Here is a 1823-nt window from a genome sequence, read left to right as displayed (position 1 = left end):
GGCAACGGGCACCAGGGCGAGTTCACCGCCGACAACCAGTACTTCATCGGAACCGACGAGGACTTCGCGCCCTACGGAGCAACGAACTTCTCGATCACCAGCGGCACGAACGCGGGCGCGTACCCGTCAGTGCCGGTGCCAGGTTCCGCGCCGATCGTCGTCCTCGACGACGACAAGCTCAACGGACCGGTCGTCTACGGCGGCTACGGCTGCCCAGGATCGGCACCGATCCCGACGCCTGCCTCGATTCCCGGCTACGAGGCGTCGCTGCAGGCGGGCGAAGAGAAGATCGTGGCGCTGCAGCGCGGACCGACCGGCGACCCGAGCGCGCCTGAACCCGCCTGCTTCCCCGGTGAGAAGGCACATGAGGCCGTGCTCGCCGGCTGGGACGCCGTGGTCTTCGTCCAGCGGCACGGCGGAACCGAGAACCCGCCGTTCTGCGGCTCCGGCGGCTTCGCCGACGTCGTCGTCGGCGTGTGCACGAACCACGAGGCGTACCACAAGATGTTCGGCACACCGGTCAGCTTCACCTACCCCGATGGGCCGGCGATCGGCACCGTCGGCGCACGGATCGAGGCGACCGCGGCGTTCGACGGCTGGGGCTACGTGCACCTGTTCAGCAACCAGGCGGACGCGAACAAGAAGTTCGCCGAGCTGGACACGTTCGCCATCCCCGAGGCCATGGACGAGAACCACGCGGTCGGGTTCGGTGACCTGAGCGTCCACGAGGTCGCGACCGACCCCAACAACACGGGCCGGGCCTACCTGTCGTACTACGCGGGAGGTATGCGCTCACTGAAGATCCAGTGCAGCAGCCCGGACAACTGCGAACTGGTGGAGAGCGGCGGATATCTCGCGCCCAGCGGCAACGACTTCTGGGGCGTCGAGACGTTCACCCGCAATGGCAAGACCTACGTGGCGGGCAGTGACCGCGACGACGGTCTCTACCTGTTCGCCACCGGACCGCAGGGGTGAGGTGAGGGGCGCGAGCCGGGCGAGGACACCTCGCCCGGCTCGTCGTCGTGGGCTCAGTCCGTACCCTGGCTCCAGGCTTCCGGAAGGGGTGGGTGTGGGTACGCGGCGTGTGAAAACCGCAGACGGCGGGAAGGCTGCGGTCCGGATGGGCCGGCCGCCCCTGGTCGATCGGGAGGCGATCGTCCGGGCGGCACTGGAGATCGGGTTCTCGCGGCTCACGATGCCCGCGGTGGGGGAGCGGCTGGGGATCTCGCACTCCACGTTGTATCGATACTTCCGGAGCCGGGACGACCTGGCGGCCGCGGCGGTCGACCAAGCGGTCAATGCGATCGAGTGGCCAAAGCCCAGCGAGGACTGGCGTGCCTACCTGGCCGAAACGGCGTGGGCACATTGGCGTCTTTACTCGGCGCACATCGGTCTGGCGAGGGAGATCACGGCGTTGCGGGTCATCGGGCCTGCCTTGGTCAAGCGTGACAACCAGACTGGAGTCCACCTTCTCGAATACGGATTCGATCCGGTCGACGCCGTGCTCGTGGTGGACATGTTGGCGGAGTTGGTCACCCAGGCGTTTCTGGCCGCGCCGGAGCAGACTGGTGACGCCGTCGACCTGCTTCAGCGTCGTCGGCAGGAGCTCATCGGCCCGTGGATCGATCAGTACGACCCACGCCTGCAGGAGGTGCTCGTCGGCGCCGTGTCCGGGCCGGCCGCCGCGTGGTTCGAGCGGAAGCTGGCCCTTTTCCTCGACGGAGCGGCTGGTCGTCGCGCTGCCCGCTGAGTTGCGGTAACTTTGTGACAGGGTGTTATTAAGTAGCCCTGTCACGTTGCCGAACCTGGGGGAGGGGCAGTGC

Annotated in this window: 2 protein-coding genes; both read left to right on the top strand. The window is 67.6% G+C overall.

Annotation, left to right across the window (positions count from 1 at the left end; translation table 11 throughout):
• Positions 1-975: hypothetical protein (locus tag IG04_RS47510; protein ID WP_036017047.1), on the top strand; the 975-nt coding region annotated here is incomplete at its 5' end.
• Positions 976-1063: 88 nt separating this feature from the next.
• Positions 1064-1750 (top strand): TetR/AcrR family transcriptional regulator, encoded by a 687-nt coding sequence (locus IG04_RS0141650; RefSeq protein ID WP_211257927.1) that lies wholly within the window; start codon positions 1064-1066, stop codon positions 1748-1750.
• The last annotated feature ends 73 nt before the right edge of the window (positions 1751-1823 follow it).

Origin of the sequence: Lentzea albidocapillata (genome assembly GCF_000719115.1) — a bacterium.
Lineage (GTDB): Bacteria > Actinomycetota > Actinomycetes > Mycobacteriales > Pseudonocardiaceae > Lentzea > Lentzea albidocapillata.
This window is presented reverse-complemented; position numbering and strand designations above follow the sequence as displayed.